This is a genomic window from Phycicoccus sp. Soil803, assembly GCF_001429685.1.
Lineage (GTDB): Bacteria > Actinomycetota > Actinomycetes > Actinomycetales > Dermatophilaceae > Pedococcus.
Genome location: NZ_LMST01000001.1, coordinates 3,258,137 through 3,283,702 on the forward strand (window position 1 = coordinate 3,258,137; position 25,566 = coordinate 3,283,702).

27 protein-coding genes are annotated in these 25,566 nt (G+C 69.9%); 17 read left to right on the plus strand and 10 right to left on the minus strand.

The features are described 5' to 3' along the window. Nucleotides 1–49 precede the first annotated feature (49 nt). The 6 genes from ASG95_RS15065 (at nt 50) to ASG95_RS15085 (ending at nt 7,449) form a co-directional block, all read left to right on the plus strand. Nucleotides 50–1,048, plus strand: coding sequence for an ABC transporter ATP-binding protein (locus ASG95_RS15065; protein WP_057377967.1), 999 nt, complete (start codon nt 50–52; stop codon nt 1,046–1,048). Beyond that, entirely contained in the window at nt 1,045–1,854 is an 810-nt protein-coding gene (locus ASG95_RS15070) for an ABC transporter permease (protein WP_056922403.1), read from the plus strand. Before ASG95_RS15065 ends, ASG95_RS15070 begins: the two co-directional genes overlap by 4 nt. A 251-nt stretch (nt 1,855–2,105) precedes the next feature. Then, nucleotides 2,106–5,966 carry a multifunctional oxoglutarate decarboxylase/oxoglutarate dehydrogenase thiamine pyrophosphate-binding subunit/dihydrolipoyllysine-residue succinyltransferase subunit gene (locus tag ASG95_RS15075; protein ID WP_082593244.1) on the plus strand — a complete coding sequence of 1,287 codons (3,861 nt, stop codon included), beginning with the start codon at nt 2,106–2,108 and terminating at the stop codon, nt 5,964–5,966. A 66-nt stretch (nt 5,967–6,032) separates the two neighbouring features. Further along, nucleotides 6,033–6,209, plus strand: coding sequence for a DUF6104 family protein (locus ASG95_RS21830; protein WP_157582120.1), 177 nt, complete (start codon nt 6,033–6,035; stop codon nt 6,207–6,209). 3 nt (nt 6,210–6,212) lie between these two features. Continuing rightward, nucleotides 6,213–6,863 carry a GDSL-type esterase/lipase family protein gene (locus ASG95_RS15080; RefSeq protein ID WP_056922401.1) on the plus strand — a complete coding sequence of 217 codons (651 nt, stop codon included), beginning with the start codon at nt 6,213–6,215 and terminating at the stop codon, nt 6,861–6,863. 55 nt (nt 6,864–6,918) lie between these two features. Beyond that, entirely contained in the window at nt 6,919–7,449 is a 531-nt protein-coding gene (locus ASG95_RS15085; RefSeq protein ID WP_157582123.1) for a hypothetical protein, read from the plus strand. Between the two features lie 77 nt (nt 7,450–7,526). On the opposite strand, the gene ASG95_RS15090 is transcribed toward ASG95_RS15085, so the two are convergent. The 4 genes from ASG95_RS15090 to rfbB form a co-directional block, all read right to left on the minus strand. Next, nucleotides 7,527–8,498, minus strand: a complete 972-nt coding sequence (locus tag ASG95_RS15090; RefSeq protein WP_057377970.1) for a zinc-binding dehydrogenase — start codon at nt 8,496–8,498, stop codon at nt 7,527–7,529. A 34-nt stretch (nt 8,499–8,532) separates the two neighbouring features. Continuing rightward, nucleotides 8,533–9,162 (minus strand): pseudaminic acid biosynthesis-associated methylase, encoded by a 630-nt coding sequence (locus ASG95_RS15095; RefSeq protein ID WP_057378940.1) that lies wholly within the window; start codon nt 9,160–9,162, stop codon nt 8,533–8,535. A 111-nt stretch (nt 9,163–9,273) separates the two neighbouring features. Next, complete coding sequence (gene rfbD / locus ASG95_RS15100; protein WP_057377971.1) at nt 9,274–10,146, minus strand: dTDP-4-dehydrorhamnose reductase; 873 nt, start codon at nt 10,144–10,146, stop codon at nt 9,274–9,276. Continuing rightward, nucleotides 10,146–11,141, minus strand: coding sequence for a dTDP-glucose 4,6-dehydratase (rfbB, locus tag ASG95_RS15105; RefSeq protein ID WP_057377972.1), 996 nt, complete (start codon nt 11,139–11,141; stop codon nt 10,146–10,148). The genes rfbD and rfbB overlap by 1 nt, the downstream gene beginning before the upstream one ends. A 65-nt stretch (nt 11,142–11,206) precedes the next feature. Between rfbB and rfbA the strand changes: the two genes are divergently transcribed. After that, complete coding sequence (gene rfbA, locus ASG95_RS15110) at nt 11,207–12,082, plus strand: glucose-1-phosphate thymidylyltransferase RfbA (RefSeq protein WP_057377973.1); 876 nt, start codon at nt 11,207–11,209, stop codon at nt 12,080–12,082. Next, nucleotides 12,082–12,699 carry a dTDP-4-dehydrorhamnose 3,5-epimerase family protein gene (locus ASG95_RS15115; RefSeq protein ID WP_057377974.1) on the plus strand — a complete coding sequence of 206 codons (618 nt, stop codon included), beginning with the start codon at nt 12,082–12,084 and terminating at the stop codon, nt 12,697–12,699. The genes rfbA and ASG95_RS15115 overlap by 1 nt, the downstream gene beginning before the upstream one ends. 82 nt (nt 12,700–12,781) lie before the next feature. On the opposite strand, the gene ASG95_RS15120 is transcribed toward ASG95_RS15115, so the two are convergent. Next, complete coding sequence (locus ASG95_RS15120) at nt 12,782–13,939, minus strand: NADP-dependent malic enzyme (protein WP_057377975.1); 1,158 nt, start codon at nt 13,937–13,939, stop codon at nt 12,782–12,784. Nucleotides 13,940–14,244: 305 nt separating this feature from the next. On the opposite strand from ASG95_RS15120, the gene ASG95_RS15125 reads away from it, so the two are divergent. From ASG95_RS15125 to mctP, 7 genes are all read left to right on the plus strand, one after another. Beyond that, the gene (locus ASG95_RS15125; RefSeq protein ID WP_056922392.1) at nt 14,245–15,159 is read left to right on the plus strand and encodes an ABC transporter substrate-binding protein; all 915 of its coding nucleotides are present in this window, start codon (nt 14,245–14,247) and stop codon (nt 15,157–15,159) included. Next, nucleotides 15,159–16,109, plus strand: a complete 951-nt coding sequence (locus ASG95_RS15130) for an amino acid ABC transporter permease (RefSeq protein ID WP_057377976.1) — start codon at nt 15,159–15,161, stop codon at nt 16,107–16,109. Before ASG95_RS15125 ends, ASG95_RS15130 begins: the two co-directional genes overlap by 1 nt. After that, entirely contained in the window at nt 16,109–16,996 is an 888-nt protein-coding gene (locus ASG95_RS15135; protein ID WP_056922390.1) for an amino acid ABC transporter ATP-binding protein, read from the plus strand. Before ASG95_RS15130 ends, ASG95_RS15135 begins: the two co-directional genes overlap by 1 nt. Next, nucleotides 16,996–17,367, plus strand: a complete 372-nt coding sequence (locus tag ASG95_RS15140; RefSeq protein ID WP_056922389.1) for a S24/S26 family peptidase — start codon at nt 16,996–16,998, stop codon at nt 17,365–17,367. The genes ASG95_RS15135 and ASG95_RS15140 overlap by 1 nt, the downstream gene beginning before the upstream one ends. Before the next feature lie 208 nt (nt 17,368–17,575). Beyond that, entirely contained in the window at nt 17,576–17,974 is a 399-nt protein-coding gene (sodN, locus tag ASG95_RS15145) for a superoxide dismutase, Ni (RefSeq protein ID WP_056922388.1), read from the plus strand. Between the two features lie 206 nt (nt 17,975–18,180). Beyond that, on the plus strand, nt 18,181–18,489 hold the full coding sequence (locus ASG95_RS15150; protein WP_200961273.1) for a DUF3311 domain-containing protein: 309 nt from the start codon (nt 18,181–18,183) through the stop codon (nt 18,487–18,489). Continuing rightward, nucleotides 18,486–20,162 carry a monocarboxylate uptake permease MctP gene (mctP, locus tag ASG95_RS15155; protein ID WP_057377977.1) on the plus strand — a complete coding sequence of 559 codons (1,677 nt, stop codon included), beginning with the start codon at nt 18,486–18,488 and terminating at the stop codon, nt 20,160–20,162. Before ASG95_RS15150 ends, mctP begins: the two co-directional genes overlap by 4 nt. A gap of 144 nt (nt 20,163–20,306) precedes the next feature. Here mctP and ASG95_RS15160 read toward each other — a convergent pair whose 3' ends face one another. Genes ASG95_RS15160 through ASG95_RS21440 form a run of 3 tightly spaced genes read right to left on the minus strand, consistent with a single transcriptional unit; the run spans nt 20,307 to nt 23,261 of the window. Continuing rightward, nucleotides 20,307–21,608, minus strand: coding sequence for an HD-GYP domain-containing protein (locus ASG95_RS15160; protein ID WP_057377978.1), 1,302 nt, complete (start codon nt 21,606–21,608; stop codon nt 20,307–20,309). Next, nucleotides 21,608–23,068: an HD-GYP domain-containing protein gene (locus ASG95_RS15165; RefSeq protein ID WP_057377979.1), complete on the minus strand. Its 1,461-nt coding sequence runs from the start codon at nt 23,066–23,068 to the stop codon at nt 21,608–21,610. Before ASG95_RS15165 ends, ASG95_RS15160 begins: the two co-directional genes overlap by 1 nt. Before the next feature lie 40 nt (nt 23,069–23,108). Next, a complete protein-coding gene (locus ASG95_RS21440) occupies nt 23,109–23,261 on the minus strand; it encodes a hypothetical protein (protein WP_157582129.1) in 153 nt (50 codons plus the stop codon). Between the two features lie 324 nt (nt 23,262–23,585). Between ASG95_RS21440 and ASG95_RS22450 the strand changes: the two genes are divergently transcribed. Continuing rightward, nucleotides 23,586–23,660, plus strand: a complete 75-nt coding sequence (locus ASG95_RS22450; protein ID WP_369791897.1) for a 50S ribosomal protein bL37 — start codon at nt 23,586–23,588, stop codon at nt 23,658–23,660. 109 nt (nt 23,661–23,769) lie between these two features. Here ASG95_RS22450 and rsrA read toward each other — a convergent pair whose 3' ends face one another. Both rsrA and ASG95_RS15175 read right to left on the minus strand, forming a co-directional pair. Further along, nucleotides 23,770–24,051: a mycothiol system anti-sigma-R factor gene (gene rsrA / locus ASG95_RS15170; RefSeq protein ID WP_057377980.1), complete on the minus strand. Its 282-nt coding sequence runs from the start codon at nt 24,049–24,051 to the stop codon at nt 23,770–23,772. Next, nucleotides 24,048–24,698 (minus strand): sigma-70 family RNA polymerase sigma factor, encoded by a 651-nt coding sequence (locus ASG95_RS15175; protein ID WP_056922383.1) that lies wholly within the window; start codon nt 24,696–24,698, stop codon nt 24,048–24,050. The genes rsrA and ASG95_RS15175 overlap by 4 nt, the downstream gene beginning before the upstream one ends. A 226-nt stretch (nt 24,699–24,924) precedes the next feature. Between ASG95_RS15175 and ASG95_RS15180 the strand changes: the two genes are divergently transcribed. After that, complete coding sequence (locus ASG95_RS15180; protein ID WP_056922382.1) at nt 24,925–25,467, plus strand: ferritin; 543 nt, start codon at nt 24,925–24,927, stop codon at nt 25,465–25,467. Nucleotides 25,468–25,566: the final 99 nt, after the last annotated feature.

Consider the following 25,566-nt stretch of genomic DNA (forward strand, 5'->3'; position numbering starts at 1 on the left):
CCCACGTCAGTTGGCAGGATGCCGTCATGACACCGATTCCGGGGGAACGATGACCACGACCACAGCACCGCCGCGCCCCACCGAGGGCGCCCGCATCGAGGTGCGTGACCTGACCAAGCGGTTCGGCAGCTTCACCGCCGTCGACAACCTCTCCTTCACCGTCGAGCCCGGCCGGATCACCGGCTTCCTCGGCCCCAACGGGGCGGGCAAGACGACCACGCTGCGCATGCTGCTCGGCCTGGTCAACCCGTCCAGCGGTGTCGCGACCATCGGCGGGCGCAGCTACCAGGAGATCACGCAGCCGATGTCGGTCGTGGGGTCGGCGCTGGAGGCCACCAACTTCCACCCCGGCCGCACCGGTCGCGACCACCTGCGCGTCCTGGCCGACACGGCCGGGGTCGGAGCCCAGCGCGTCGACGAGATGCTGGAGCTGGTCGGGATCCCCGCCGCCGCACGCAAGCGGGCCGGGGGCTACTCGATGGGCATGCGCCAGCGGCTTGGCCTCGCCGCCGCGATGCTGGGCGACCCCCAGGTCCTCATCCTCGACGAGCCGGCCAACGGCCTCGACCCCGAGGGCATCCGGTGGCTGCGCGGGTTCCTGCGCCACCTGTCCGCCCAGGGCAAGACGGTCCTGATCTCGAGCCACATGCTCCAGGAGGTCGAGCAGACCGTCGACGACGTCGTCATCATCAACAACGGCCGGCTGATCAAGCAGGGGGCGATGGACGACCTGCACGGCGAGGCCCACACCATCGTCCGCAGCACCGACCTCGACGCCCTGGCGGGGGCCCTGCGGGTCGCCGACGTCACCAGCACGGTCGAGGACGGCACCCTGCTCGCCGAGACGCACGACCTGCGCCTGATCGGCGACGTCGCCCTGCGCGCCGGCCTGCCGATCTACGAGCTGCGCCAGGCCACCACCGACCTCGAGGCACTCTTCTTCGAGCTCACCGAGGGCACCAACCGCAACCTCGGCGACGGAGCCTCCGGGCCGACGGCGGCTGCCGAGCGGGATGCCATCGCCGGACAGGAAGGGGGCAACGAATGACCAACGCCATCAAGGCCGAGTTCCGCAAGTTCTTCACCACGCGCATGTGGTGGGGGCTGGCCATCGCCATGTTCGTCGCGGGGGCGGGCCTCGCCGTCCTCTTCGGCTTCCTCTTCACCCAGGCCCCCGACCCGAGCGCCGCGCCCGGCCAAGGCGTCCCGACCGGCACGCCGGAGCAGGTCGCCAACAGCGTCTACACGAGCGGCCTCAGCATCGGCTACCTGCTCACCCTGACCATCGGCGTGATGCAGATCGGCTCCGAGTACCGCCACAAGACCATCACGAGCACCTTCCTCGGCACCCCCAAGCGAGCCAAGGTGATGGGCGCGAAGGTCATCGCCCTGCTCGGCATCGGCGCCATCTACGGGCTGATCTCGCTGGCCGGGTCGATCATCGCCGGGGCCATCGTCCTGAACGCACGCGGGTTCGCACCGTTCCCGACGTCCGGCGTGTTCCGGACGCTCGCCCTGAGCCTGCTCGTCCTCGGCCTGTGGGCCCTGATCGGGCTCGGTGCGGGGATCCTCATCCCCAACCAGGTCGCGGCCCTGCTGATCTCGGTCGGCGTGGCCTGGATCGTCGAGCCCCTGGCGGGCTTCGGGCTGTCGTTCTGGGACTGGGGTCGGGACCACATCGTCCAGTACCTCCCCTCTGCGGCGACGCAGGCCATGGTCAACGGGGTCAACCAGGGCGGCGAGAACGCCGTGACGCCGCTCGCCTGGTGGGCCGGCGCGCTCGTCCTGGCCGCCTATGCCGCGGTGCTTGCCGGGTTCGGCTCGTGGCGCACCATCCGGAGCGACATCAGCTAGGTCGCCAAGGGTATGCCGCGGGGCCGGGTTCCAGCACGGAACCCGGCCCCGCGGCATACCCGGGCCGGGCGCTGGAGCGCCTGCGGGAGGGCCGGCGAGCGACGTGGCGAAGGTCGCTCCGGAAACCTCTCGCCCGCCGCAGCGCGGCGCGACGCACGGGGATAGGCTGGGAGCACCTATTTGCCCGTCATTGTCGACGCTACGAAAGAGGCGTATCCGCCGTGCCCGACCAGTCCCCGACCAACGACCCCATGGCGGCTTTCGGGCCGAACGAGTGGCTCGTGGACGAGCTGTACGAGAAGTTCCAGAAGGACAAGAACTCCGTGGACAAGGCGTGGTGGTCCTTGTTCGAGGACTACCAGCCGTCCGACGGCTCCACGACCAACGGGTCCGGCTCCAACGGGAGCCCGACCTCCGCCCCTGCCGCTCCGGTCGCGTCCGCGGCCGCGCCCGCCCCTGCCACCCCGCCGGCTCCCGCTGCTGCCCCGGCCCCGGCCGCCACGCCGGCCCCGGCCGCAGCCCCGGCCGCGCCGTCGACCACCTCCGGACAGACCACCGACAAGCCGGACGGCAGCACCGACAAGGCGGTGGCCGACAAGCCCGAGGACAAGGAGGCCAGTACCGGCGGCGAGACCGGCGGCGTCAAGGAGGCTCCCAAGCCGCGCGAGCCCCAGGCCCCCAAGCAGACCGAGGCCACCAACGAGAACCAGGTCAAGCCGTTGCGTGGCGCCAGCGCCCGCACGGTGACCAACATGGAGAGCTCGCTGACCGTCCCCACCGCGACCAGCGTCCGCGCCGTGCCGGCCAAGCTGCTCATCGACAACCGGGTCGTGATCAACAACCACCTGCAGCGCTCCCGCGGCGGCAAGGTGTCGTTCACCCACCTGATCGGCTACGCCCTGGTCAAGGCGCTGGGCCACATGCCGGAGATGAACAACGGGTTCACCGAGGAGAACGGCAAGCCCGCCCTGGTCATCCCGGGCCACGTCAACCTCGGGCTGGCCATCGACATGGCCAAGCCCGACGGCACCCGCCAGCTCCTGGTGCCCTCGATCAAGTCGGCCGAGTCGATGGACTTCGCGCACTTCTGGACCGCCTACGAGGACATCGTGCGCAAGGCGCGCGGCGGCAAGCTCACCGTCGAGGACTTCCAGGGCACCACCCTCACGCTGACCAACCCGGGCACCATCGGCACCAACCACTCGGTGCCGCGGTTGATGTCCGGCCAGGGCGCGATCATCGGGGTGGGCGCGCTGGAGTACCCGGCCGAGTGGCAGGGCGCGAGCCAGGAGACGCTCAACCGCAACGCCGTGTCCAAGATCCTCACGCTGACCAGCACCTACGACCACCGCATCATCCAGGGCGCGCAGTCGGGCGACTTCCTGCGCATCGTGCACCAGCTCCTGCTCGGCGAGAACGGCTTCTACGACGAGATCTTCGAGAGCCTGCGCCTGCCCTACGAGCCGGTGCGCTGGGTCCAGGACATCTCGGCCCACCACGACGACGACGTCAACAAGACGGCGCGCGTCCAGGAGCTCATCCACGCCTACCGCGTGCGCGGCCACCTGATGGCCGACACCGACCCGCTGGAGTACCGCCAGCGGCGCCACCCCGACCTCGACGTCACGTCCCACGGGCTCACGCTGTGGGACCTCGAGCGCGACTTCGCGACCGGCGGCTTCGGCGGGGCGCCGATGCTCCGGCTGCGCAAGATCCTCGGCATCCTGCGCGACTCCTACTGCCGCACCATCGGCACCGAGTACATGCACATCCAGGACCCCGAGCAGCGCCGCTGGCTGCAGGCCAAGATCGAGGTCGGCTACGCCAAGCCCGGCCCCGACGAGCAGCTGCGGATCCTGCGCCGGCTCAACGCCGCCGAGGCCTTCGAGACGTTCCTGCAGACCAAGTTCGTCGGGCAGAAGCGGTTCAGCCTCGAGGGCGGCGAGTCGGTCATCGCGCTGCTCGACCGGATCCTGTGCCGCGCCGCCGCGGACTCGATGGACGAGGTCTGCATCGGTATGCCGCACCGCGGGCGCCTCAACGTGCTCGCCAACATCGCGGGCAAGTCCTACGGCCAGATCTTCCGTGAGTTCGAGGGCAAGCAGGACCCCAAGTCCGTGCAGGGCTCGGGCGACGTGAAGTACCACCTCGGCACCGAGGGCGAGTTCGTCGCGGAGGACGGCAGCAAGACCAAGGTCTACCTCGCGGCCAACCCGTCGCACCTCGAGGCCGTCAACCCGGTCCTCGAGGGGATCACCCGCGCGAAGCAGGACCGGCTCGACCTCGCGGGCGAGGACTTCACCGTGCTGCCCCTGCTGATGCACGGCGACGCGGCGTTCGCCGGCCAGGGTGTCGTCGCGGAGACGCTCAACCTGTCCCAGCTGCGTGGCTACCGCACCGGCGGCACCATCCACGTGGTCATCAACAACCAGGTCGGGTTCACCACGTCGCCGAGCGCCAGCCGCTCCTCGACGTACTCGACCGATGTCGCCCGCATGATCCAGGCGCCGATCTTCCACGTGAACGGCGACGACCCCGAGGCCTGCGTCCGGGTGGCCGAGCTCGCCTACGAGTTCCGGCAGACGTTCAACAAGGACGTCGTCATCGACATGGTCTGCTACCGGCGCCGCGGTCACAACGAGGGCGACGACCCCTCGATGACCCAGCCGCTGATGTACAACCTCATCGAGGCCAAGCGCTCGGTCCGCAAGCTCTACACCGAGTCCCTCATCGGCCGCGGCGACATCAGCCAGGAGGACGCCGAGGGCGCGCTGCGCGACTACCAGCAGCAGCTCGAGCGGGTCTTCGTCGAGACCAAGGCCGCGCTCAAGCAGGCCTCCGAGGAGACCAGCGACCCGACGCTCGTCGGCACCGACGCCGAGGGCCACTCCGGCCTCGAGCCGCCGACCGCCCAGGCGACCGACCAGGCGACCCGATCGGCCGACCAGACCGCCATCCCGAGCGACCAGCTCCAGCACATCGGTGACGCGTTCGTGAACCCCCCGCCGGGCTTCACCGTCCACCCGAAGCTGTTGCAGGCCATGGAGAAGCGCGCCCAGTCCACCCACGACGGTGGGATCGACTGGGCGACCGGCGAGCTGCTCGCGTTCGGCTCGCTGCTCATGGAGGGCACCCCGGTGCGCCTCGCCGGACAGGACAGCCGTCGCGGCACCTTCGTCCAGCGCCACGCCGTGCTGATCGACAAGCACACGGCCGAGGAGTGGACCCCGCTGCTCTACCTCGGTGAGGGCCAGGCCCGGTTCTGGGTCTATGACTCCCTGCTGTCCGAGTTCGCGGCGATGGGCTTCGAGTACGGCTACTCGGTGGAGCGGCCCGATGCCCTGGTCCTGTGGGAGGCGCAGTTCGGCGACTTCTTCAACGGTGCGCAGACCATCGTCGACGAGTTCATCAGCTCCTCCGAGCAGAAGTGGGGCCAGCGCTCGTCCGTCGTGCTGCTGCTCCCCCACGGCTACGAGGGCCAGGGACCGGACCACTCCTCCGCCCGCATCGAGCGCTTCCTGCAGATGTGCGCCGAGGACAACATGACGGTCGCCTACCCCTCGACCCCGGCGAGCTACTTCCACCTGCTCCGCCGCCAGGCCTACGCCCGGCCGCGCCGACCTCTGATCGTCTTCACCCCGAAGTCGATGCTGCGGCTCAAGGCGGCGAGCAGCATGCCCGAGGACTTCACCGAGGGCACCTTCCGCCCGGTGCTGCCCGACCGCGCCTCGTTCGACAACGGTGGCGTGACCCGGGTCCTGCTCGCGAGCGGCAAGGTCGTCTACGACCTCGAGGCCGCCCGCGACAAGGCCGAGGACACCACCACGGCCATCGTGCGGGTCGAGCAACTCGCGCCGCTGCCCGCCAAGGAGATCGCCGCCGAGCTGGCCAAGTACCCGGGAGCGGACTTCGTCTGGGTGCAGGACGAGCCGGCCAACCAGGGCGCCTGGCCGTTCGTGGCCATGAACCTGCCGCAGGCCCTCGCCGAGCTCGGCGAGACCCGCCCGCTGCGGATCGTGTCGCGCAAGCCCTCCGCCTCGCCGGCCACCGGGTCGAGCAAGCGGCACGCCGAGCAGCAGGCCGAGCTGATCACGGCGGCCTTCGCCCGCTGACACCCACGGGAGGTATGCCGCGTGGCTGGCTCAGCCACGCGGCATACCCCCGTTAACCTTGCAGACGTGTACTTCACGGATCGTGGCATCGAGGAGCTGGCCGCTCGCCGAGGGGAAGAGGAAGTCTCCTTCGAGTGGCTGGCCGACCAGCTGCGCACGTTCGTGGACCTGAACCCCGACTTCGAGACCCCCGTCGAGCGCCTGGCCACCTGGCTGGCCCGGCTCGACGACGACGAGGACTGACGCGTGAGCGAGCCCACCTTCACCCCGAGTGCCGAGTTCCAGGTCGCCGCTGACGGTCCGCGGGACGTGGGCATCGTCTTCGTCGGTGCCTCGCTCGTGGCCGGCGTCGGCGACCCCAAGGGTCAGGGCTGGGTCTCGCGGGTCGTGGGTCGCACCCACCACTCCGACCTCGAGCTGACCGCCTACAACCTCGGCGTCCGCGGCGACACCACCGCTGACGTGCTGGCCCGCTGGAAGGCCGAGTGCGCCCCACGCTGGCGCGGCCGGGCCGAGAAGCGGCTGGTGATCTCGGTCGGCGGCAACGACGCGGCGACCGGTGTGACCCTGGCCCGGCACCGGCTCAACCTGGCCAACATCCTCGACGACGCCGCCAGCGCCGGCATCGGCACCTTCGTCGTCAGCCCTCCGCCGGGCGACGACGAGGAGCTGAACGCCAAGCTCGACGTGCTGGTGGAGGCGCAGGCCGACGTCTGCTCCCGGCGCGGGGTGCCGTTCGTCGACTGCTTCCGGCCGCTGTTGGGGCACGAGCAGTGGCAGAGTGACCTGGCCGCCAGCCGGGTGCAACACCATCCGGGGCAGGCGGGGTACGGCCTGATCGCCTGGCTGGTCCTGCACAACGGCTGGTACGACTGGTTGCAGATCTCGCCGAGCTGACCGCCTGCTGACCGGCACGACATCGCATCACCACCGACGACCGAGGGGGCCCTCGATGGGTACGTCCGCTGAACTGATCACTGCTGTGCGCGCTGCTGCCGCCGGCACCCCGTATGCCGTGCGCGAGACGCCGCAGGGCTTCGACCTGACGATCGACGTGGCCGACGCCCAGTGGCTGGCCGTGTTCAAGGCGCACGGGCTGAAGAAGGTGTTCACGCACCGGGTCCGGCTCGACGAGGCCGGTCAGTCTATGACGATCACCGACGTCAGCAACACGTTCTCGTGGAGCGGCGGCGGCTCGTCACCGCGCCTGCAGGCATCGGCGTCCACGCAGCGCGGCCGCGTCTACGAGAAGTCGTTCCGCAAGGAGCTCGGGGTCGACCTGAAGACCGGGCAGGTCGGCAAGGTCGTCGACTACAGCTTCGACGCCACCGCCGGTCGCGACCTGATCCGCGACGTCGCCAAGGCGCAGGGCTGGGACGAGAAGATGGGCGGGACCCAGAAGGGTGCGGTCATCGTCGCCGGTGCCACCGTGGCGATCCTCGCGGTGGCCGGGATCGTCTGGCTGGTCACCGCCCTCCTCTGACCCCCTTACGACCCCCCTGTTGGAAGCGAAACGCCCGGAAACCCGGCAGTTTCGCTTCCAACAGGGGGTCGCGGGGGTCAGGAGACGGTGAAGACGACCTTCCCGAACAGCTCACCGGCGGCCATCCGGGCGAACCCCTCACGGGCCTGGGCCAGCGGCAGGGTCGTGTCGATGACCGGCGCGATGCGCTGCTGCACCACGAACTGGGCCAGCCGCTCGAGCTCGCCACGGCTGCCCATCGTCGACCCGACGACGCGCAGCTGCTTGAAGAAGATCTTGGTCAGCTCCGCCTTGCTGGGCGCGTCGCCCGACGTCGCCCCGGAGATGACGATGGTGCCGCCGGGCTTGAGCGAGTTGACCGAGTGCGACCAGGTGGCCGCCCCGACCGTCTCCATCACGGCGTCGACGCGGTCGGGGAGGCGTTCGCCGCTGCCGAACGCGCGGTCCGCGCCGATCTCGACCGCGCGCTGGCCCTTCTCCTCGTCGCGGCTGGTGACCCACATCCGGTAACCCGCCGCGGCCCCGAGCTGCACGAGGGCGGTGGACACCCCGCCACCGGCCCCTTGGACCAGGACGGTGGCGCCGGGCGTCAGCCCCGCGTTGGTGAACAGCATGCGGTAGGCGGTGAGCCACGCCGTCGAGAGGCAGGCGGCGTGCTCCCAGGGCAGCTCGGCAGGCTTGGGCACCAGGTTCGTGGTGGGGACGGCGACCTTCTCGGCGAGGGTCCCGTCGTGCAGCTCCGAGAGCAGCGTGCGCCGCGGGTCGAGGGTCTCGTCACCCCGCCAGCCGTCGCTGGGGATGACCGCGTGGACGATCACCTCGGTGCCGTCCTCGGCGGTGCCCGCGCCGTCACAGCCCAGGATCATCGGCAGCCGGTCGGCGGGCAGCCCTACTCCCCGCAGCGACCAGACGTCGTGGTGGTTGAGCCCGGCCGTCCGGAGCGTGACCGTCGTCCAGCCCTCGCGCGGGGTGGGGTCGGGCCGCTCACCGACCTCCAGCCCCGAGAGCGGGTCGTCGGCGGACTGGCGTGCGGCGTAGACGGCGAGCATGTCCCGACCCTAGCCGCACGCCCATCCGGACGACTCAGCCGGACTTCTCCATGAGGAACCAGGTCGAGTCGTCGAGCGGGAACTGCGGGTCGCGGTGGTAGGTGAAGCCGTAGTCGACCAGGGTGAGCTCCGGGAACGCGTCGAGGATCTCCCCGGCGAAGTCGCGCTTGAAGAGCGCCTGCTCGTGACCGCGGTAGCTGACCTCGACGGGCGTCGGGTTGTAGTACTCGCAGACCATCACGTAGCGGTTCGACGACTCCACCAGGGCGCTGTAGACGTCGCGCACCCGGTCGGGGTTGATGTGGATCAGGACACCCTTGGTGAAGGTGAGGTCGAAGCCGCGCTCTGCCTGGTACTCCAGGATCGAGGCCACCTCGACCGTCGCGCCGCCCCAGCGCTCCACCTCGGCGGCGGCCTGGGTGTTGATCTCCACACCGTGCAGGTCGGCGTCGGGCAGCAGGGTGCGCAGGGCCATCAGGTTGTTCCCGATGTTGCAGCCCAGCTCGAGGACCGAGCCCACGCCGTCCGTGGCTTCCAAGACCTTGCGGAAGAGCTCGGTGTTGCTCGCGATCAGGTTGGTGCCCCGGTTCCGCTCGATGTAGTCGGCGCCGAACTCGCCGGCCCAGAGGTCTTCTTGGGAGGTGCGCTGCGTCTCAGTTGCCATGGCGGCCACTCTCGACCACCGGACCCCTCGACTGCAAGGTGACCGGCCGGGTGGAGCCATCCGTTCACCCTCGCGTCGTGCGGCTGCTCAGCCGCTCAGCCGCTCAGCCGCTCAGCTGCTCGGCGGCTCGGCGACGACGTCCGGCAGCGCTTCGGCGAGGCTGGCCTCCCAGTGCGGGAGCGGAGCGAGCCGGGCCATCCGCCACGCGTCGTGTCCCAGCACGCTGTAGGCCGGACGCGGGGCCGGCAGGGGGAAGGCGTCGCTCGTGGCGGGTCGCACCCGGTCTGGGTCCAACCCGAGCTGGCGGAAGATCTCGCGGGTGAGGCCGAACTTCGTGGTGTCGCCCTGGCTGGTCGCGTGCCACACCCCGAACGGGGCGGACTCGTCGACGAGGCGCAGGACGGCCCGCGCCACGTCCATGGTCCAGGTGGGTTGTCCGCGCTGGTCGTCGACGACGTCGAGGGTGTCGTGCCGTTCGGCGAGCCTGGCCATCGTCTTGACGAAGTTCGGGCCCCCGGCTCCGTAGAGCCAGGCCGTCCGGACGATCCATGCCTGCGGGCAGCGTGCCTGCACGGCCCACTCCCCCGCAGCCTTCGACCGGCCGTAGGCGGACAGCGGCGACAGGGCCGCGTCCTCGGCGTAGGGCTCGTCGGCGTCGCCGGAGAAGACGTAGTCGGTGGAGATGTGCACGAGCCGCGTGCCCACCGACCGGCACGCGTCCGCGACGTTGGCCGCGCCGATCGCGTTGACCGCAAACGCCTGCCCCTCATGGGTTTCCGCATCGTCGACGGCCGTGTATGCCGCGCAGTTCACCACGACGTCGTGCCCCCGGACCGCGTCGCGCACCGCGTCGGCATCGGTGACGTCGAGGTCGGCGCGGGTGAGTGCCGTGACGTCGTCCTCGTCGACCCCGGCCAGCGCCAGGGTCACCTGCAGGTCGAGCCCGAGCATGCCGCCCGAGCCGGTCACCAGCCACCGCGCCATCAGCGCCCGATCCGGTCGTACCGAGCCTCGGCGACCACCTTCGCGGTGCGCCACCAGTCCTGGTTGTCCTGGTACCAGGCGATCGTGTCGACCAGGCCCGAGCGGACATCCGGGTGGGCCGGGCGCCAGTCGGTCTCGGCCCGGAGCTTGGCGGCGTCGATGGCGTAGCGCAGGTCGTGCCCCGGTCGGTCGGGCACGTGGTCGAACCAGTCGGCCGGCTTGCCCATCAGCTCGAGGATGAGGGCGACGACGTCGCGGTTGTTCATCTCGCCGTCGGCGCCGATGAGGTAGGTCTCCCCGAGCCGACCCTGCTCGATGATCGCGAGGACCGCGTCGTTGTGGTCGTCGACGTGGATCCAGTCGCGGACGTTGAGGCCCGCACCGTAGAGCTTGGGCCGCACCCCGTCGAGGATCCCGGTGACCTGTCGCGGGATGAACTTCTCCGGGTGCTGGCGGGGGCCGTAGTTGTTGGAGCAGTTGGACAGCGTCGCCCTGAGGCCGAACGACCGCACCCAGGCCCGCACGAGGAGGTCCGCGCTGGCCTTCGACGCCGAGTAGGGGCTCGACGGGTTGAGCGGCGTGCTCTCGGTGAACTTGGCCGGGTCGTCGAGCTCGAGGTCGCCGTAGACCTCGTCGGTGGACACGTGGTGCAGCCGCTTGTCGTGCCGCCGCACGGCCTGGATCAGCTGGTAGGTGCCGATGATGTTCGTGTCGATGAACGGCCAGGGGTCCTCGAGCGAGTTGTCGTTGTGCGAGTCAGCGGCGAAGTGGACGACGAGGTCGTGCGCCGCGACGAGCTCGTCCACGAGGTCCGCGTCCGTCACCGAGCCCTTCACCACGTCGACCTCGCCGGCGACAGGGTCGAGGGAGGCGAGGTTCGCGGCATACGTCATCGAGTCGAGGACGGTGAGCCGCCACTCGGGCCGCACCGCACGGGCCCTGATCACGAAGTTCGAGCCGATGAAACCGGCGGCGCCGGTGACGAGGACCTTCATGGCGCCGAGGCTATCGCGCGGGGACACGCCTCACGGCGGGCTTGCTCGCACTAGGGTCGGGTCCCATGAAGGGCATCATCCTGGCAGGGGGGTCAGGCACGCGGCTGCACCCGATCACGCTCGGCATCAGCAAGCAGCTCATGCCTGTCTACGACAAGCCGATGATCTACTACCCGCTCTCGACGCTGATGATGGCCGGGATCCGCGAGGTGCTGGTGATCACGACCCCCGAGGACCAGGCGCAGTTCCAGCGACTGCTCGGTGACGGGTCGCGGTGGGGCGTCGAGCTGACCTTCGCCGTGCAACCGAGCCCCGACGGCCTCGCCCAGGCCTTCATCATCGGTGCCGACTTCATCGGCGACGACTCGGTGGCCCTCGTGCTGGGCGACAACATCTTCTACGGCACCGGCCTCGGCACCTCGTTGGCGGCGAACACCGACGTCACCGGGGGCCAGATCTTCGCCTACCACGTGACCGAGCCGTCCGCCTACGGCGTCGTCGAGTTCGCCGAGGACGGCCGCGTCATCTCCATCGAGGAGAAGCCGGAGCACCCCAAGTCCTCCTACGCGGTGCCCGGTCTCTACTTCTACGACAACGACGTCGTCGCGATCGCCCGCGGCCTCGAGCCCAGCGACCGCGGCGAGCTGGAGATCACCGGTGTCAACGACGCGTACCTGAAGCGGGGCGACCTCACCGTCACCGTCCTGCCGCGCGGCACCGCGTGGTTCGACACCGGCACGTTCGAGGGGCTGATGGACGCCGCGCAGTTCGTGCACGTGGTCGAGGCCAGGCAGGGACAGAAGATCGGGTGCATCGAGGAGATCGCCTGGCGCAACGGCTGGCTCACCGACACGCAGTTCGCCGAGCTCGCGGAGTCGCTGCGCAAGAGCGGCTACGGCGCCTACCTGGCCAGGCTCCTCGACGAGGCCGGGGCCGGCTAGTGCAGATCCGCCCCCTCTCGATCGCCGACGCGTTCGAGGTCACCCCGCGCCAGTTCCCCGACGACCGGGGCGTGTTCCTCGAGTCGTTCCGCGGTGACCTCCTCGCGGAGGTCATCGGGCACCGCCCCCAGGTCGTCCAGACCAACATCTCGGTGTCGTCGCGCGGGACCGTGCGAGGCATCCACTTCGCCGACGTCCCGCCGTCGCAGGCGAAGTACGTCACCGCCCTGTCGGGCGCCCTCCTCGACTTCGTCATCGACCTGCGGGTGGGATCGCCGACCTTCGGCCAGTGGGACTCGGTCCTGCTCGACACCGTCGACCGGCGGGCGGTCTACCTCGCTGAGGGGCTCGGGCACGCCTTCGTGGCGCTCGAGGACGACACCACGGCGATGTACCTGTGCACCGCGGCCTACAACCCCGGCCGGGAGCACGGCATCCACCCGCTCGACGCCGAGGTGGGCCTGCTCTTCCCGGACGGTCTCGAACCCCTGCTGTCGCCCAAGGACGCAGCGGCGCCGTCGCTGGTCCAGGCCCTGGACCAGGGCCTGCTGCCCTCCTACGCCGCCTGCCAGGCCCTGGCCCGCGAGCTCGCGGACCAGGACCAGGACCAGGACTAGCTCCAGAGCTGGCTCCGGGGCCGGCCCCACGGCCGACTCCAAGCCGGCTCAAGGGCGGTTCGAGGCGGCTGCCGACCTGGGCTCAGGCCCCCTTCGACACCGCCGCCGCCACCGCGTCGGCCACCCCGGGGGCGAAGACGCTCGGCACGATCTCCTCGGCGGTGGGGTGCTCGACCAACCCGGCGATCGCGTGCGCCGCGGCCAGCTTCATGGCCTCGGTGACCTGCGCGGCGCCGGAGTCCAGGGCGCCACGGAAGATCCCCGGGAACGCCAGCACGTTGTTGATCTGGTTGGGGAAGTCCGAGCGCCCGGTGGCGACCACCGCGGCATACCGGGCAGCCACGTCGGGGTGCACCTCGGGAGTGGGGTTCGCCAGCGCGAAGATGATCGCGTCGGGTGCCATCCGGGCGACGTCCTCCTCCGGCACCTGCCCCCCGGACACCCCGACGAACACGTCGGCGCCCGCGAGGGCGTCGGACAGCCCGCCGGACAGGCCGCGTGGGTTGGTGGTGGCGGCCAACCGGCGCTTGTGGTCGGCGAGGTCGTTGCGATCCGGGGCGATGATGCCGCGCGAGTCGCACACCACGATGTCGGCGACACCGGCACGGGCCAGCAGCTTGGTCACGGCCACCCCGGCGGCGCCGGCTCCGGAGACGACCACGCGCAGCGACTCCAGCGAGCGGCCGACCACGGTGGCCGCGTTGAGCAGCCCGGCCAGGACGACGATGGCCGTGCCGTGCTGGTCGTCGTGGAAGACCGGGATGTCGAGGCGCTCCTGCAGCAGGCGCTCGATCTCGAAGCAGCGCGGCGCCGAGATGTCCTCGAGGTTGATGCCGCCGTAGGTGGGCGCGATCCGGGCGATGGCGTCGACCAGCTCCTCCACCGTGCCCGACTCCATGCACACCGGAACGGCGTCGACGTCCCCGAAGTGCTTGAACAGCACCGCCTTGCCCTCCATCACGGGCAGCGCGGCGAGCGGGCCGATGTCGCCGAGCCCGAGGACGGCGGTCCCGTCGGTGACGACCGCCACCGTGTTGGCCCGAGCGGTGTAGCGGGCGGCCAGCGTCGGGTCGACCGCGATCGCGCGGGAGACATCCGCCACGCCCGGCGTGTAGAGCAGGGCCAGGTCGGCGCGGTCCCGCAGTGGCTGCGTGGCGTGTACCCCCAGCTTGCCGCCCTCGTGCGCCCGGAAGACCGGGTCGGACGGGTCGAACAGCGGGTACGACGGGATGGCAGACATGGACGAGTCACCTCAAAAGGGGTCGGAGCTGCGAACAAAAGAAGTTGCTCACAGCAGAACTGCGTGGGGCACACACCGCGCACGGATCGAGCCGCGCGGTCGAACGACAGCCGGGTGTGGCCTCTCAAACGCAAGGTGCGGGGGTTACCCGCGAGTTCATGGTGGCACAACGGCGACCGCGAAACCACTGTCGTAACGCGAGTGTGACCCGCGTCGCCCCATCGGAGTGGCAGTATGCCGGTCAGTCCCCCACGTGGCGCCGCGCCCCTGCCCGCCACTCGCCATCGAGGAAGGAACCTCACCGCATGACCCACCGCCTTCGCCCTGCCACGCTCCTGATCGCGGGGCTGGCCACCGCCGGACTGGCACTCTCCGCCTGTGGATCCGACTCGCTGTCCACGAACACCAGCAGCTCGAGCAGCTCCACGACCAAGGCGACCGTCGACCAGGCCCTGGTGGCCAAGCTGCCCGCCAAGGTCAAGAGCGCCGGGAAGATCGTCATCGGCACGGACGCGACCTACCAGCCGAACGAGTACCTCGACACGGACGGCAAGACCGTCATCGGGATGGACGTCGAGCTCTTCGACGCGGTGATGGCCAAGTTCGGCATCAAGACCGAGTGGGTCCCGACCGGCTTCGACCAGATCATCCTCGGTGTCAAGAGCGGCAAGTACGACGTGGGCGTCTCGTCCTTCACGGTCAATGCGGACCGCGAGAAGGAAGCCACGATGGTCAGCTACTTCACGGCCGGCACCCAGTGGGTCACGCAGAAGGGCAACCCCAAGAAGGTCGACCCGGCCAGCGCGTGCGGCCTCAACATCGCGGTCCAGAAGGCCACCGTCCAGGCCGATGTCGACCTGCCCAAGCGCAGCAAGGACTGCACGGATGCCGGCAAGCCCGCCATCAAGCCGATCGTCGACGCCGACCAGGCCAAGGTGACGTCGGCCGTGCTGACCGGCAAGGCGGACGCCATGCTCGTCGACCTGCCGCCGGCCATCAGCGCCGTCGCGACGACCCAGGGCAAGCTCGAGCTGCTCGGTGAGCAGTACGACTCGGCGCCCTACGGCTACGTGCTCCCCAAGGACCAGACCGACTTCGGGCAGGCCATCGCCGACGCGCTCAAGTCGCTCGAGGCCGACGGCACGTACAAGTCGATCCTCACCAAGTGGAAGACCGAGGGCGGCGCGATCAGCGACTTCGCTGTGAACCCGCAGCCCTGATGTCCACCCCCTCCGCTGCAGCGGACCGGCCGGGCAAGATCCACGCCCGGCCGGTCCGGCACCCCTGGCGCTGGGTGGCGATCGCCGTGATCCTCGTGGTCGTCGCCATGATGGTGAGCTCGGTGGTCACCAACCCGAACTGGAACTGGTCCTTCGCGTTCGAGATCATGCAGCAGCGGCCGGTCATCGACGGCCTGTGGAAGGGGACCATCTTCGGCACCATCGGTGCGATGGTCCTCGGCATCGTGCTCGGGATCGCGCTGGCCGTCATGCGGCTGTCGACCAACCCGGTGCTGCGAGGGGTGGCGTTCGTCTACACCTGGTTCTTCCGGGCGATGCCGCGCTACGTCCTGCTGGCCATCCTCGGTGGCGCGATCGCGGTGCTGTACAACCCGATCGACATCGGCATCCCGTTCGGGCAGCAGCTGTCCAAGGCGCTCGGCCTCGGCAACGACCTGACCTTCTTCAGCTTCAGCTGGAACGACATCTCGTCCTCGATCTGGATCGGCATCCTTGGCCTCGGGCTCTCCGAAGCCGCCTACATGGCCGAGATCGCCCGCGCCGGCATCCTGTCGGTCGACCGAGGCCAGACCGAGGCGGCGCACGCCCTCGGCATGCCGCCGGGCAAGACCATGCGGCGGATCGTGCTGCCGCAGGCGATGCGCGTCATCGTGCCCCCGACCGGCAACGAGACGATCGCCATGGTCAAGGACACCTCGCTGTTCATCGCCGCGTCGATCATCACCGAGCTCTACTTCCAGGCCTACGGCTTCGGCTCGCGGAGCTTCCAGATCGTGCCCGGTTTCATGGCCGCCACCTTGTGGTACCTCATCGTGTGTTCGATCCTGATGGTCGGGCAGTACTACCTCGAGCGCTACTACGGACGCGGCTTCGGCGCCCCGTCCAAGGCCACCCGGCGCAAGCTCGACACGATCACGGCAGGTCACTGATGAGCACCGACACCCGCACCGGCTCCAGCACGGACACCGGCAAGAGCACCGGGGACCCCCTGGTCCACGCCGTCAACGTCACCAAGGCGTTCCACGGCAACGAGGTCCTCAAGGGCATCGACATGGACGTCCACCCCGGTGAGGTGGTCTGTCTGCTCGGCCCGTCCGGGTCGGGCAAGACCACCTTCCTGCGCTGCATCAACCAGCTCGAGTCGATCGACGGCGGCCGGATCTGGGTGGACGGCGACCTGATGGGCTACGAGGACCGCAGCGGGACGCTGCACCGGCTGACGGACAAGCGGATCGCCGCCCAGCGCCGTGAGATCGGCATGGTCTTCCAGCGGTTCAACCTGTTCCCCCACCTCACGGCGCTCGAGAACATCATGGAGGCGCCGATCCAGGTCAAGGGAGAGAAGAAGAAGGCGGTCCGCGAGCGCGCCCTCGCCCTGCTCGACCAGGTGGGGCTCAAGGACAAGCCCAGCGCCTACCCCGCCCAGCTCTCGGGCGGTCAGCAGCAGCGCATCGCCATTGCCCGGGCCCTCGCCATGCAGCCCAAGCTGATGCTCTTCGACGAGCCCACCTCGGCGCTCGACCCCGAGCTCGTCGGCGAGGTCCTCCGGGTGATGCGCCAGCTCGCCCAGGACGGCATGACCATGATCGTGGTGACCCACGAGATGGGCTTCGCCCGTGACGTGGCCGACCGCGTGGTCTTCATGGACGGTGGCGTGGTCGTCGAGCAGGGTCCGCCGAGCGAGGTGATCTCCAACCCGCAGCACGAGCGCACCCGCAGCTTCCTCCGGCGCATGCGGCAGGAGGAGGAGGCGCACGAGAAGGCCCTGGAAGAGGCCGCGCACCTCGCCGGCCTGGGCGATGAGGGTCCCGCCTGATGCCGGTGGGGCTCGGCGTCGTGGTCGTCCGCGGACGGTCCATGGAGCCCACCCTCCACACCGGTGACCGGATGCTCGTCCTGCGCGGCGCACCACCGCGGCTGGGCCGACTCGCCATCGTCCGGCTGCCCGACGACGACTCCGGGAACCCGCGACCGCTGGCCATCAAGCGGGTCACGATGCGCGACCCGAGCGACCGGCGGCGCTATTGGGTGGAGAGCGACAACCAGAGTGCGCTCGGTGTCGCCGACTCGTGGACGCACGGCATCGGCTCGCTGGCTCGCGAGCAGATCCGCGCGATCGTGCTCTTCCGGATCCCCCACCGGGTCCGCATCCCCGGCCCGCGCCGGGGTCGACCCGACCTCGGCTGAGTGAGCGGCTCCCCGCGTCGCCACGGGTGGGAGCCGCTCACGCGGCATACCCGTTCCGTATGCCGGGCAGCCCCGGGGGGTGCCGTGCGGCCCGCTGACCTGCGGGGTAGGGTCGAAGACGCACGTGAAAGTTTCTGATCTCCTGCTACGCCCGGAAGTTCACATTTTCCTGCTACGCCCGGAGGTCCACCTCGCAGAAGGGATTCGCATGCTCTCCCGCATTTTCCGTACCACCGAGGTCAGCGCCCACTGCGACCTGCCCTGTGGTGTCTATGACCCCGCCCAGGCGCGCATTGAGGCCGAGTCGATCAAGGCGATCATCGCCAAGGTCGCCGACAACGACGACCCCGACTTCCGCACCCGCGCGGTCGTCATCAAGGAGCAGCGCTCCGAGCTGGTCAAGCACCACCTGTGGGTGCTGTGGACCGACTACTTCAAGCCCCCGCACTTCGAGAAGTACCCGGACCTGCACACGCTGTTCAACCAGGCCACCAAGCTGGCTGGCGCGTCGGGCACCAAGGGTGAGTTCGACGCCGCGAAGGCGGACGAGCTGCTCGCCAAGATCGACGAGATCGACAAGATCTTCAAGGAGACCAAGGCCGCCTGAGGCCCGCTCCAGCCGTTCGCCCGTCCCGCACCGCGGGGCGGGCGTTCGTCGTCCCGGGGGGCCAGCCGGCGGTGAGCCGCCGCGCCTGCCACCTGCGGGTTGGTGCTGAAGTGACCCCTGTTTTCTCCCACAGTTACCGACGAGTCGGGCATATCGTACGCACTGGCTGCCCTCCCGCAGCCGCCCACTCTCCATTGGAGGTCACGGTGAGCATCGACACCGACGTCGATCACGACACAGTCCCCCCTGCCAACAAGGGCCTGCTGGCCATTGCCGGCGTCCTGCTCGCCCTCCCACTGGTGGCGCTGGCCTGGGTCGGCAGCTACGCGCGCAAGGACCCCGAGCTCTGGGGGTTCCCCTTCTTCATCTGGTACCAGTTCCTCTGGGTCTTCCTCTGCTCCGCGCTGACCTTCACGGCCTACAAGCTGGTCCTCAGGGCCCGCCCGCACCGGCCGATGCCGGGCCACCGGGACGCTGAGACCCGCCGCCGCGACGACGAGGAGGCCGGCCGATGACCGCGCTCGCACCCGCCGTGACCGACTCGAGCGTCAACGGCGTCGCCCTGACCGTCCTCATCCTGCTCTTCGCGCTGGTGACCGGGATGGGCTTCTGGGCCACCCGGTGGCGCCAGGCCGACAGCATGGAGTCGCTCGACGAGTGGGGCCTGGGCGGTCGTCGCTTCGGCACCTGGGTCACCTGGTTCCTCCTCGGTGGCGACCTCTACACCGCGTACACGTTCGTCGCGGTCCCCGCCGCGATGTTCGCGACCGGTGCCGTCGCCGGGTTCTTCGCGGTCCCCTACACGATCGTGCTCTACCCGATCATCTTCATCTTCATGGCCCGCCTGTGGTCGGTCAGCCACCGGCACGGCTACGTGACGCCGGCCGACTTCGTCCGCGGGCGCTACGGCTCCCGTGGCCTGTCGCTCGCGGTGGCCGTCACCGGCATCCTCGCGACGATGCCCTACATCGCGCTGCAGCTGGTCGGCATCCAGGCCGTCCTCGAGGTGGCCGGCATCGGTGGCGAGAGCGTGCTGGCTCGCGACCTCCCGCTGTTCATCGCGTTCGCACTGCTGGCCGCCTACACCTACTCCAGCGGCCTGCGCGCTCCGGCAGTCATCGCGTTCGTCAAGGACGCCCTGATCTACCTCGTCATCATCGTCGCCGTGATCTACCTGCCGACGAAGTTCGGCGGTTGGGACGCGATCTTCGGTGCGGCCGAGAAGAAGATGGCGGCCCCCAACGCGATCGACGGCAAGCCCAATGGCGCGTTCATCCCGTCGCAGCAGCAGTTCGTCGCCTACGCCACCCTGGCTTTCGGCTCCGCGCTCGCGCTGTTCATGTATCCCCACTCGATCACGGCGACCCTGTCGAGCTCGAGCCGCAACACGATCCGGCGCAACGCCTCGATCCTCCCGGCCTACTCGTTCGTGCTCGGCCTCCTGGCCCTGCTCGGCTGGGTCGCGATCGCGGCGGGCACCAAGCCGATCGGTCTCGACGGCAAGCCGAACGCCCAGCTGGTGATCCCCCAGCTGTTCGAGGACTCGTTCCCGAGCTGGTTCGCCGGCGTCGCCTTCGCCGCGGTAGCGATCGGGGCGCTGGTCCCAGCGGCGATCATGTCGATCGCGGCGGCCAACACCTTCACCCGCAACATCTACAAGGAGTGGCTCAAGCCCGACGCGACGCACGCCCAGGAGGCCAAGGTCGGCAAGCTGGTCTCGCTGCTGGTCAAGGCCTTCGCCCTGGTCTTCGTGCTGACCCTCGACAAGCAGAACGCGATCAACTTCCAGCTCCTGGGTGGCATCTGGATCCTGCAGACCCTCCCTGCCATCGTGTTCGGCCTCTACACGCGGTGGTTCCACCGGTGGGCCCTGCTGGCCGGCTGGGCGGCCGGCATGGCCTACGGCACCTATGCGGCGTGGGGCGTGGCGAACCCGCGCAGCAAGGTCGCGCACTTCGGAGGGTCCTTGGACCCGATCCCGGTGCTCGGCGACCTGGGCTACATCGCGATGACGGCGTTCGTCATCAACCTCGTGGTGGCCGTGGTCCTGACCCTCGTGCTGACGGCGATGAAGGTCGACGCCGGTCGCGACGAGACGATCCGGGGCGACTACTTCGCCGACGCGGGCGACCCCCGCGTGGAGAAGAACCTCGCCATGGACGCCCACCTCACCACGGGCACGCCCTAGCGACGAGCCTCCAGCAGGGTCGGGCGGTGTCGGGACGAGGTCCCGGCACCGCCCACTGCGTGCGTGGTCCGGCCGCCGCCGGCAGGTGGGCCGTGCGGTCCGCCAGGAGGCGGAGCAGGTATGCCGCGCTGCGGCTCGGCCGCGTCAGCCGGTCGACAGCGGCGTGCGACCCCGACGGCGCTCGAGCACCCGGGTGAGCGAGTCGACCACCCGGGGGTCGTACTCGTAGCCCAGCCCGAGGTGGATCCGCTCCATCGCGCGGTCGTCGTTGCCACTGGGGGCACAGAGGTCGTCGTAGGCGTTGGCGACCTTGATGATGCGGCTGGACATCGGCAGCTCCTGCCCGAACTCCCGGACCTGCCGGTAGGGAGTCGTCTGGGACTCGAGGATGGCTGCGACGTTGTCGAGCACCCCGGTGGTGCGGACGATCTCGGCGCCGTCGTGGGCGATCCGCTGCTGGTCGGCGGGGGCCGCCATCACGGTCGCGCCCTCGGGGATGGGTGCCCGCAGGGCGACCTGGCCGAGGTCGTGCAGCAGCGCGGCATACTCCAGGTCGGTCAGCTCGCGCTGGCCCATGCCCATGTCACGGCCGACGGCCACGGCGATGTCGGCGACCCGCTGGGCGTGCGACGTGCGGGTGTAGCCGGCTCGGTCGGTCAGCGAGGAGAGTGCCCCGATGGTCTGCCGGTACGTGGTGCGGATCGAGGCGTAGCGCTGGACGGCGAAGTAGGTCAGCAGCAGCGGGAAGAGGAACAGCGGCAGCGCGGCCACCCCGACGGCGACCTCGGCCAGGGCGATCAGCGCACCCGACGACACCAGGGCGGTGGCCAGCCCGCCACTGGACCGGACCTCGTCGACCACCGACCTGAGCAGCGGGGCGTGGTCGCGTCCGGCTCGCACGGCGGCCTCGAGCGTGAGGTCGACCAGCATGGCGAGCGCGCCGACGGAGAGCATCAGGACCGCGACGAGCCAGCGGTGATGGGACCACTCCTCCTGCCACACGATCAGGGTGTGGCCGTTGAAGTCGACCGACCGGTAGACCACCGCCGCACTGGCTGCTGCGAGCAGACGGGCCGCCGTGCCGCCCCAGTGACCCGACCCCGTGGCGAGGCGCAGGATCAGCAACCCACAGGCCATGCCGAGCGAGATGGTGGCCACCACGACGCTGGCGTCGACCTGCTGGTCGCCGGGTGCGGTCAACGCGGTGAACGACAGCCCCAGCGCTGCGGCGGTGGACATCGGCGCCGTCTCGCGCCCGGTCAGGATGGTCAGCCGCGCCGTCTCGCCCAGCGCGATGGCCACGAGGAAGATCAGCATCTCCAGGCCGACATCGCCGGCCAGGCCGCTGACCGAGTCACGCGCCAGCCACACGGAGACCACGACGCAGGCCCCGCAGACGACCCCGATGGCCCCCCTCAGGTCGATGCGCCGAAGCCGCTCGCGCATCAGCGCACCTCTCCACCGGCGTGGTGCAGTCCGGCTGCAGCGCGTCCGGTGATGAGGGCGCGAAGCCGCTCGGTGGTGGCGATGTGGTCGGACACCTCGGGCTCGTCGTGGTCGAGGGCGACACCGGCCGAGGCCAGCTCGTCGGGGGTGCGCTCGGTGACGCTCCATTCGTGGCGCGACAGCGCCTTGGCCAGCAGCTCGACGACCTGCGGGTCGAACTGGGTGCCGGACTGGCCACGCACGACCGCCAACGCGGCGTCGACGGGCAGGCCCGGACGGTAGGACCGAGCCGAGGTGAGGCACTCGAAGCCGTCCGCCACGGCGATCAGGCGGGCCGCCATCGGGATCTCCTCGCCCGCGAGCCCGTCGGGGTAGCCCCGCCCGTCGTACCGTTCGTGGTGGTGGGCGATCCCGTCGACCGACCCGGAGAGGAAGTCGACGTCCTTGACCAGCTCGACGCCGGCCAGCGCGTGACCGGCCATGGTGGCGAGGTCGTCGTCGGTGTGGGCCTGTCGCGACCCCAGCAGCCGGGTCGGCATCGCCACCTTGCCGACGTCGTGGAGCATCCCTGCGGTGCGGATGTCCTCGATCTCCTTGTGGCCCAGCATCGCTGCCTCGGCCATCCACTCGCTCAGCTGGGCCACCCGCTCGCTGTGGCCGGCGTTGTGCGGCTCCTTGGTCTCGACGGCCGTCACCAGGGCCCGCAGCGTGCGCTCGTGCGCCTGCAGCTCGTCGCCGTACTGCGCGAACGCCCACCGCGCGACGAACAGCGGCGCGAGCACGAGGATCGCGCTGAACCAGCCCACCTGGGCCGGGATCCACAGCACGACGAAGAGGAACCCGATCAGGCCGTAGCCGATGTAGGCGGGCCCGGTGGTGGCCAGCAGCCCCCAGACCTGCGTGCGCAACGGGGTGGCGGTGGCAATCGTCTGGACGGCCGCGAGGAGCAGGGCGTTGACGAGGCACTGGGCGACATCGGCCGCCACGAGGGGCAGACCCACCTCCAGCAGGAGGGTCGAGGCGGAGTGCAGGGTGGCCACGTCGGCCCGACCACCGACGCCCAGGTAGACCAGCCCCCCGGCCGCGCCGATGAAGGCGAACATGCCGGTGTTGAACACCCGTGCGCGGTGGGGCATCTTGCGGAACCGCACGAGGTTGGCCCCGCCGCCGACCAGGGCCGCGCCTGCGGGGCCGGTGATGACGATCGAGGCAAGGACGACGATGCTGACGAAGGAGAAGCGGATCCGCGTCCCGACGAGGTTGTCCCGACCCAGCCAGCCCGCCACCGCGACCAGCACCAGGAGCACGAGGGCCGGAAGGTTGGTCGGCGGGCCCGCCACGAGCCACGACAGGGCAACGGCGACCAACGCCAGGAGCCACACGAACCCGATGAACAGGGCAACGCGCAACGCACTCGTGTCGGCGCCCTCGGAAGCGGGGCTCGACGACGACGGACTCATGCCGTCAACCTACCGGCACGAGCACACGCTGAGGCGGAGCTCAGCCAGTCCAGGTCCAACCACGGTTGGCCTCGAGGCCGGTCCAGGTCCAGCCACGGTCGGCCATCGCCTTGGTGGGTCCGTCGGCGGGGGTCCAGACGAGCGAGTCGTCCTTGTTGAGGATGGACTCGAAGATGGTGGTGATCGCCTTCATGGCAGATGCTCCTTCTGTCTGATGCCCGACTCGTCCGTTCGGTTACTTCAGACCATCAGTTGTCCCTAGCCGCCAGGGGTGCGGTGCGTGGACAGGACTATGATGCCGGTCAACCTGTAGCCTTGGGACTTTCCTTGCCCCTTCTTTGCCAAACCTTGAACAAGGAGTCGCACCTTTTCGAGGCTTGCGTGGACCCTTTGGCTGGGGTTTGCCCGAAGAGATCCCGATTTCGGCTCTGGCGGACGGCAGCACCTCGAGCCTGTGAGACAATCGCCGTGCACCCGGTGCACATCGCGCCACACCACCACTGACGGAGTGACTCCCATGAGCAAGCGCGCCCGCAAGCGCCGCTCGCGCAAGGGCAACGCGGCCAACCACGGCCGCAAGCCCAACGCCTGAGCCCGCGCCAGACGCACGAGACGGGGCGGTCGAATCCAGTTGGATTCGACCGCCCCGTCTGGCGTCTGATGGCCTGCGTCGGCCCCCGGTGACGTGCGGTGGGTGCCGGCTACTCCGAGATCTGGTAGCTGATGGTGGTGATCCTGGCCATGATCGAGGTGCGCAGCTCGACCGGGGCCTCCTCGCAGGCGCAGGAGCGCTTCACCAGCGCCTTGAGCGCGTGGTCGAGGTCGTACTCCTTCAGGCAGGGGCCGCACTCCTCGAGGTGGTGCTTGATCTTGACCGTGTCGGCGTGCGTCATCTCGCCGTCGAGGTACTCGTAGACCCGGTGCAGGACCTCGGAGCAGTCCGACCCCGCAGCCTCTCCCGGTCCCTGTTCTCCGCAGCTCATGAGTCCGCTCCCTGGGTCACGAAGCCGCGCTCGGCGGCATACTCCGTCAACAGCTCCCTCAGCTGGCGCCGGCCGCGGTGCAACCGCGACATGACGGTGCCGATGGGGGTGTCCATGATCTCGGCGATCTCCTTGTAGGCGAAGCCCTCGACGTCGGCGAGGTAGACCGCCATCCGGAAGTCCTCCGGAAGCTCCTGGAGCGCCCGCTTCACCTCGGTGTCGGGCAGGTGGTCCAGCGCCTCCATCTCGGCCGACCGCAGGCCGCTCGAGCTGTGCGACTCGGCCCGCGCGAGCTGGTAGTCCTCGATCTCCGCTGCGTCGGACTGCAGCGGCTCGCGCTGCTTCTTGCGGTAGGTGTTGATGTAGGTGTTGGTGAGGATGCGGTACATCCACGCCTTGAAGTTGGTGCCGGGCCGGTACTGGTGGAACGCGGCGAAGGCCTTGGTGTAGGTCTCCTGCAGCAGGTCCTCGGCGTCCGCCGGGTTGCGCGTCGTGCGCAGCGCGGCGGAGTAGAGCTGGTCGAGCAGCGGCATCGCCTCGCGCTCGAAGCGCCCTTGGCGCTCGGCGGGGGTCTCGCTGGCCACGTCGACCGTGGCGTCAGGGGTGGCCTCGTCGACGATGGTGTCGGTGGCGGGTGTCTCAGTCATTGCCCTCCAGCCTAGTCCCGCGGTCGCGGCGACAGGCTTCTCGGTCGTGGCGGACAGGCCCAGGGCGGCAGGCGCGGAGAGCGCGGCGCCGCGGTCGGGCGGTGCGGTCAGGACGGGCACGAACTGGCTCCTGGTGGTGCATCGATGGGTTCGACCGCGTCGCGGTCGGTCCCTTGGTCCAACGGGGCGCCTGGCGTGGTCATTCCCACGCGCTACGGTTTCCGGTATGTCGCGCGCTCCGGAACCGTCCTTCGTCCAGCTGCTCACGGAGCAGGTACGCCACGAGTTCACCGCGAGCCAGCAGTACATCGCCATCGCCGTGTGGTTCGACGGGCACGACCTCCCGCGCCTGGCGACGCACTTCTACCTCCAGAGCGTCGAGGAGCGGAACCACGCCATGATGATGGTCCAGTACATGCTGGACCGGGACTGGGCGCTGACCGTCCCCGGCGTCGACGAGGTGCGCAACGAGTTCGGCAAGCCGCACGAGCCGATCGCGCTGGCGCTGGAGCAGGAGAAGTCGGTGACCGCCCAGATCGAGGCGCTGTTCCGGGCCGCCCGCACCGAGGGCGACGTCCTGGGTGAGCAGTTCATGCTGTGGTTCCTCAAGGAGCAGGTCGAGGAGGTGGCGGCGATGAACACGCTGCTGACCATCGCGCAGCGAGCCGGTGAGGACTGGTTCCAGATCGAGGACCACCTCGCCCGCGAGGCCGTGGGCGACGGCGGCAACGACGCCTCCGCACCGGCCGCTGCGGGCGGCGCGCTCTAGCAGCGGGACCCCCTCGCCGGATCCCGTGCCGGCTCCCTCGCCGAACCCCTGCCGGGCCGCTGACAGGGTCCCGACAGGATCCACAGCCCAGCCACAGCG